Here is a 6530-nt window from a genome sequence, read left to right as displayed (position 1 = left end):
CGACAAGATCGCCCGGACAGGACCTGAGAGCGCGGGGTCCGGTGCGGAGCCCCGCTTACGCGAAGCGCTGCTTCGCCGACCCGTCGCACGGCTGGAGCCGCACCGGCTCCTTGGCCGCGGCCAGCGTCAGGCACAGGGACGGTGCGGCCGCCGGCCGCACCGTGCCGTCCTGGCGCACGAACTGCTGGTTCGCACCACCGTGGCAGTTCCACAGGACGGGCGCCGCGCCCGCCGTGTAGTCCGCTCGGGGGACGTCGAGGCAGCGGTCCTGGCTGAGCAGGCTGTGGACGGACCTACGGGCGCTGTCGTACCACCAGCCCTGATTGCGGCCGCCGTGGCAGTCCCAGCCCAGCACCCCGGTGCCGTTGCGCGACACGCCCGCCTCGGCATCGACGCAGCTGCCCGTGGCCTCGTTCCTCAGTGGTTTGTAGACGTCGTCCCAGGCGAACGGATAGAGCACCGGCCTGCCCGTGGACGCCGGGTCGGCGCAACTGGCCTCGCTCAGCCCGGAGTCGTACAGCTGGGTCAGACAGGAGGCGAAGGCCGCGTGTCCCCGGGCGTTCGGGTGGAAGGACTGGCGGACCGAATTGGAGTCGGGCGGGAACGGGTTGGACAGCTCGACGTACAGCCCGCGTGCCCAGGTGTCCTCCATGCAGACCTCATGGCCGTGGAAGAGCCGTGAGTTGTCGAGGTACACCGCGCCGGTGGAGCGGGCGACCTGCCGCATGCCGCGTTCGAAGGCGGGGACGGCGGTGTTGCGGCCCCAGACGGTGTCGGAGTCGTAGCCCGTACCGCCGCAGATCAGCTTGCCGGGGAAGTTCGGGTTGTCGTGGAAGTCGGGCCCGATCGGGCTCGGGTAGCCCATCACGACCAGCTTGTAGTCCCCGTCGGCGTACCCGGCGTCACGCATCACCGTCCGCAGATCGCGTACGGTCCGCTCGACCTTGGGGACCAGTCCGTCGACCCGGGCCTGCCAGCCCGCCGCGTACTTGGACTCGCAGGGGCCCTGGAAGGTGAACCAGCGGACGACGCAGTCGGTCATCACGGGCCCGAACTGGAGATCGTCGTTGGCGCCGGCGACCAGCAGCACCATCTTGATGCGGGTGTTGCGGGCCTTGATGGCGAGGCTGTCGCTCTGGACCAGTTCGTCGGCGTACTGCTTCGAGCCGCCGATGACGATGTTGCCGCTGTAACCGCCCGAGCAGGAGACGTTGTACGTGACGTCGGCGGCGATGCCCGTGCGGTGGATGGCGGCGTCGGGTGAGCGGTGGCACCAGTTCTCAGGGCCGTCGGTGCCGGGTTCGTACGTGCCGACACCCTCGCCCGAGATCTCGCTGTCACCCAGCGAGATCAAGCCGGTCTTGCGCTCGCCGGGCGGGCGTTCGGCGGGGTCGCCGTAGAGGGCGGTCGCCTCGGCGGCCCGGATCCTCTCCAGCTCCGGCGGAAGGGGTACCGACGATGCGTATGCCGTGGGGCGGGCCGTGTCGTGCGCCCGCCCGGGGGTCGTGGCTGCCATGGTGCCGAGAGCCGCCGCGAGGGCCGCGGCGGCTGCGACCGCAGAGCGAAATCTGTGCCTGGAGCGTCTGTACCCAGAGCGCCTCATTGCGCCTCCCCGGTTAGGTGTTACCGCCGGTTTTTACTGGCCGGTAGCGCACTTGGGAATAGACAGAACAAGACAAGTGCTCAACTTTTCGGGAGGTTTGGAGATGTCGGACACGAGTGACAACGCAGGCGAGTACCGGGTCGAACACGACTCCATGGGTGAGGTGCGGGTCCCCGCGCACGCCAAATGGCGGGCCCAGACCCAGCGGGCCGTGGAGAACTTCCCGGTTTCCGGACAACGGCTGGAACGCGCTCATATCGAGGCCCTGGCCCGGATCAAGGCCGCCGCCGCCAAGGTCAACGCGGAGCTCGGGGTGGTCGACAAGGACATCGCGCAGGCCATCCAGGACGCGGCGGAGGAGGTCGCCGACGGCCGCTGGGACGAGCACTTTCCGGTCGATGTCTTCCAGACGGGTTCCGGGACGTCGTCCAACATGAATACGAACGAAGTCCTGGCGACCCTGGCCGGCGAGCGACTCGGCCGTGCGGTCCACCCCAACGACCATGTCAATGCCTCGCAGTCGTCCAACGACGTCTTCCCGTCGTCGATCCACATCGCGGCGACCGCGGCCGTGACGGGGGATCTGATCCCGGCGCTGGAGCACCTGGCGGCGTCGCTGGAGCGGAAGGCGGGGGAGTTCGCGGGCATCGTGAAGTCGGGTCGTACACATCTGATGGATGCGACACCGGTCACTCTCGGCCAGGAGTTCGGGGGTTACGCGGCACAGATCCGGTACGGGATCGAGCGTCTGAACGCCTCCCTGCCGAGGCTCGCCGAACTCCCTCTCGGCGGCACGGCGGTGGGCACCGGGATCAACACTCCGCCGGGCTTCTCCGCGGCGGTCATCGCGGAGGTCGCGCGGGTGACCGGGCTGCCCCTGACCGAGGCCCGCGACCATTTCGAGGCGCAGGGCGCACGGGACGGGCTGGTGGAGACCAGCGGTCAGCTCCGTACCATCGCCATCTCGCTCACCAAGATCTCCAACGATCTGCGCTGGATGGCCAGCGGCCCGCGCACGGGTCTCGCCGAGATCAACCTCCCCGACCTGCAGCCCGGATCGTCGATCATGCCGGGCAAGGTCAATCCGGTGATTCCGGAGGCGGTGCTGATGGTGGCCGCGCAGGTGACCGGCAACGACACGACGGTCGCCGTCGCGGGCGCCGCCGGGAACTTCGAGCTGAACGTCATGCTGCCGGTGATCGCCAAGAACCTGCTGGAGTCGGTGCGGCTCCTCACGAACGCCGTGCGGCTGCTCGCGGACCGGACGGTCGACGGCATCACGGCCAATGCGGAACGTGCCCGTGAGTACGCCGAGTCGTCGCCGTCGGTCGTCACGCCGCTCAACAAGTACATCGGGTACGAGGAGGCGGCGAAGGTGGCGAAGCGGTCGCTGGCGGAGCGGAAGACGATCCGTGAGGTGGTGCTGGAAGGCGGGTATGTGGAGCGGGGCGAGCTGACGCTGGAGCAGCTCGACGAGGCGCTGGACGTCCTGCGGATGACGCGGCCCTGAGGTTCCCGCTCCCCCGCGTCACGGGGCCGGTGCCCCAGCCGACCCGCCCCGCCGGCCCGCCCGGCCCCGTGACCTGCGCCGCAGCGAGCCGTGGGCGGCGACTCTAAGATCTGCGCATGACGGGATCGGCAGGGGTTCAGCGCTGGGCGCCGGGGGAGCACATTCTCTGGCGGTATCGGGGCAACGGGTCCGGCGAGGTGCACATCTGCCGGCCTGTGACCGTCGTGCGGGACAGCGCCGAGCTGCTGGCCGTGTGGATGGCGCCGGGGACCGAGTGTGTGAAGCCGGTGCTCACCGATGGGACGCCCGTCCATCATGAGCCGCTCGCGACCCGCTACACCGCACCGCGGACCACCGTGCGTTCGCGGTGGTTCGGGACGGGGGTGCTGAAGCTGGCGCGGCCGGGGGAGGCGTGGTCGGTGTGGCTGTTCTGGGAGCAGGGCTGGCAGTTCAAGAACTGGTACGTCAACCTGGAGGAGCCGCATCTCCGTTGGACGGGCGGCGTCGATTCCGAGGATCACTTTCTGGACATCGCGGTCCGGCCCGACCGCAGCTGGCGCTGGCTGGACGAGGACGAGTTCGGCCAGGCCCAGGCGGCCGGGCTGATGGGCGCCGGGCAGGCCCGGCGGGTGCGGGCCGCCGGGCGTGACGCGATCGAGGCGATCAAGGCGTGGGGGCCTCCGTACTCGGACGGCTGGGAGGACTGGCGGCCCGATCCCCGCTGGTCGGTCCCGGAGCTGCCCGCTGACTGGAATCGCACCCCGGCGCGCACGTCCGCATGACGACGCCGTGAGACCCTTGATGCGCCCCCGGGGTTCAAACGTAGGATCGTCCTCCGCAAGACTGCGTCGCATCAACGATTGAGCAGAGCACAGGAACTGACCGTAAGTCATCACGAGGGGGACGGAACCGTGCCGGATGTGTGCCCGGATCTCCCTCATCCTGTCAACGCCTCGCTCGGAATGGGTATGGGCTATATCGACCACCCAGGGGCGTTGCCGCCCCGGACACCGGGCGGCTCCGCCCGACGGCCCGGGGCTCCGCGGTGCAGCCGCGATCGTCACCGCCCCCGGACGCGCACAGCGGCACCCGAGGCGCCAGGGCCTGTCTCCCGGGTCAGGCCGGCAGTGACATCAGCAGCTGCCGCCACGGGGCGAGCAGGGTCCGGTGCGTGCGATCGCGAGGCGGAGGAGGGAGTCGTGGCGCCATGGCGACTGACGACAACGCAGCTGGAGGCCTCCGCCGGGGGTCCCTCCAGGCGAAGCTCTGGGGGAGAAGTTCTGGAGAAGTGCGTGCCAGGGCACACGAGCCAGGAAAGATCGGGAAGACAGGCCCCAGCCTCGCACCACCGGCCCGGACGGACGGAATCCCACGCGTGACGGAGCATCCCACCTCCCACGAAGGCCGGCAGCCTGTCGCTGCCCGGCCGCAGGAGCGCACGCGGCCGCGGCAGGAGGCCGCCGCCCATGTCCCCCTGCCGGCCACGGCCGGCGCTGTCCCCCCGCAGCCGCCCCCGCCCGCGGGCCCACCGCCGCAGGACCCCGTCGGGGTAGCGCGGCGCGAGGGTGACCGGCTGCGCTTCGTCGGGGCCGCGACCCGCAGGATCGCGCGCGGAATAGACCTGGACGAGATCGTGCTCGGGCTGTGCCGGGCCACCGTGCCGACGTTCTCCGACGCGATCCTCGTCTATCTGCGCGATCCGCTGCCGGTCGGCGACGAACGGCCGGTCGCTCCGTTCGTGCTGCGGCTGCGCCGCACCGACCGGCTGCGTTTAACCGATGAGGACACGGAGAGCTCGCTCCTGGGCGGCGCCGCCCAGGTGCCGGTGCTCACCACTCCGGCCGATCTGACACCCGCGACCGAGCTGTGCGAGGTCGTGGCCGGCGGGGCGCTCGCCGAGGTGCTCCGTGGCGTCCGGCCGGTGTTCGGCGACTCGGCCGCCGCCCGCGCGGCGCTGCCCGAGCTGCTGGGCGCCGACCGGATCGTACCGACCGGGCACCGGGCCATCCTCGCTCCGCTGCGCGGCAGGCGCCGGGTCATCGGCGCGGCGATCTTCCTGCGCCGGCCCGACCGGCCGGCCTTCGAGCCGAACGATCTGCTGGTCGCCGCACAGCTCGCGACGCACACCGCGCTCGGCATCGACAAGGCCGTCCTGTACGGCCGCGAGGCGTACATCGCGGACGAGTTGCAGCGCACCATGCTGCCCGAGGGACTGCCGCAGCCGACCGGTGTGCGGCTCGCCTCCCGCTATCTCCCCGCGGCCGAGACCGCACGGGTCGGCGGCGACTGGTACGACGCGATCCCGCTGCCCGGCAGCCGGGTCGCGCTGGTCGTCGGCGACGTCATGGGCCACTCCATGACATCGGCCGCGATCATGGGCCAGCTGCGGACGACGGCGCAGACCCTCGCCGGTCTGGATCTGCCGCCGCAGGAGGTCCTGCACCATCTCGACGAGCAGGCGCAGCGCCTCGGCACCGACCGCATGGCGACCTGCATGTACGCCGTGTACGACCCGGTCTCGCACCGGATCACGATCGCCAACGCGGGCCATCCGCCGCCGATACTGCTGCATCTGGGCGGGCGTGCCGAAGTACTGCGGGTGCCGCCCGGCGCGCCCATCGGCGTCGGCGGGGTGGACTTCGAGGCGGTCGAGCTGGACGCGCCCGCGGGAGCCACGCTGCTGCTGTACACCGACGGGCTCGTCGAATCGCGGCTGCGCGACGTGTGGACCGGGATCGAGCAACTGCGGGAGCGGCTGGCCGCGACCGCGCAGCTCACCGGCCCCGATCATTCGCCGCCGCTGGAAGCGCTCTGCGACGACGTGCTGGACATGCTCGGCCCGGGCGACCGGGACGACGACATCGCGCTGCTCGCCGCCCGTTTCGACGGGATCGCGCCGAGTGATGTCGCGTACTGGTTCCTGGAGCCGGAGGACGCGGCTCCGGGCCGGGCCCGCCGGCTGGCCAGGCGCGCCCTGGCACGGTGGGGCCTGGAGGAGCTGTCCGATTCGGTGGAGCTACTGGTCAGCGAGGTGGTGACCAATGCCGTCCGGTACGCGGAACGGCCGGTGACGCTGCGGCTGCTGCGCACTGACGTACTGCGCTGCGAGGTCGGTGACGACTCTCCGCAGTTGCCGCGCCAGCGGCGGGCACGGGACACCGACGAGGGCGGGCGCGGTCTGTTCCTGGTGAACCGGCTGGCCAGACGGTGGGGAGCGACCCGGCTGTCGACCGGCAAGGTGGTCTGGTTCGAGCTGCCCACCCATCCGTAGCGCACGTACGAGTTCGGCGCGTAGGGCGCTCCGGTGGCGGCGGGCTCGTAGCGCATCGGTCCGTCCTCGGCGTACGACCTGCACGTGCGGCCGGTTCGGCGGCAGCGTGGTCAACGGAGGCTGAGACGACGGGGAAGGGCCCGGCG

General features: G+C 71.1%; 4 protein-coding genes. 3 read left to right on the top strand and 1 reads right to left on the bottom strand.

Annotated features, from left to right (window positions below):
* Window positions 1-55: 55 nt before the first annotated feature.
* The gene (locus ACWGI8_RS36660; protein ID WP_453667748.1) at window positions 56-1603 is read right to left on the bottom strand and encodes a ricin-type beta-trefoil lectin domain protein; all 1548 of its coding nucleotides are present in this window, start codon (window positions 1601-1603) and stop codon (window positions 56-58) included.
* Between the two features lie 103 nt (window positions 1604-1706).
* Here ACWGI8_RS36660 and ACWGI8_RS36655 point away from each other — a divergent pair, with 103 nt between their 5' ends.
* From ACWGI8_RS36655 to ACWGI8_RS36645, 3 genes are all read left to right on the top strand, one after another.
* Window positions 1707-3113: a class II fumarate hydratase gene (locus tag ACWGI8_RS36655; RefSeq protein WP_453667747.1), complete on the top strand. Its 1407-nt coding sequence runs from the start codon at window positions 1707-1709 to the stop codon at window positions 3111-3113.
* A gap of 116 nt (window positions 3114-3229) precedes the next feature.
* Window positions 3230-3895, top strand: a complete 666-nt coding sequence (gene fomD / locus ACWGI8_RS36650) for a cytidylyl-2-hydroxypropylphosphonate hydrolase (RefSeq protein WP_453667745.1) — start codon at window positions 3230-3232, stop codon at window positions 3893-3895.
* A gap of 593 nt (window positions 3896-4488) precedes the next feature.
* The gene (locus ACWGI8_RS36645) at window positions 4489-6384 is read left to right on the top strand and encodes a SpoIIE family protein phosphatase (RefSeq protein ID WP_453667743.1); all 1896 of its coding nucleotides are present in this window, start codon (window positions 4489-4491) and stop codon (window positions 6382-6384) included.
* Window positions 6385-6530: the final 146 nt, after the last annotated feature.

Source organism: Streptomyces sp. NPDC054841 (genome assembly GCF_053611045.1).
The sequence above is the reverse complement of the archived record's forward strand: the minus strand, read 5'-3'. Positions and strand labels throughout refer to the sequence as shown.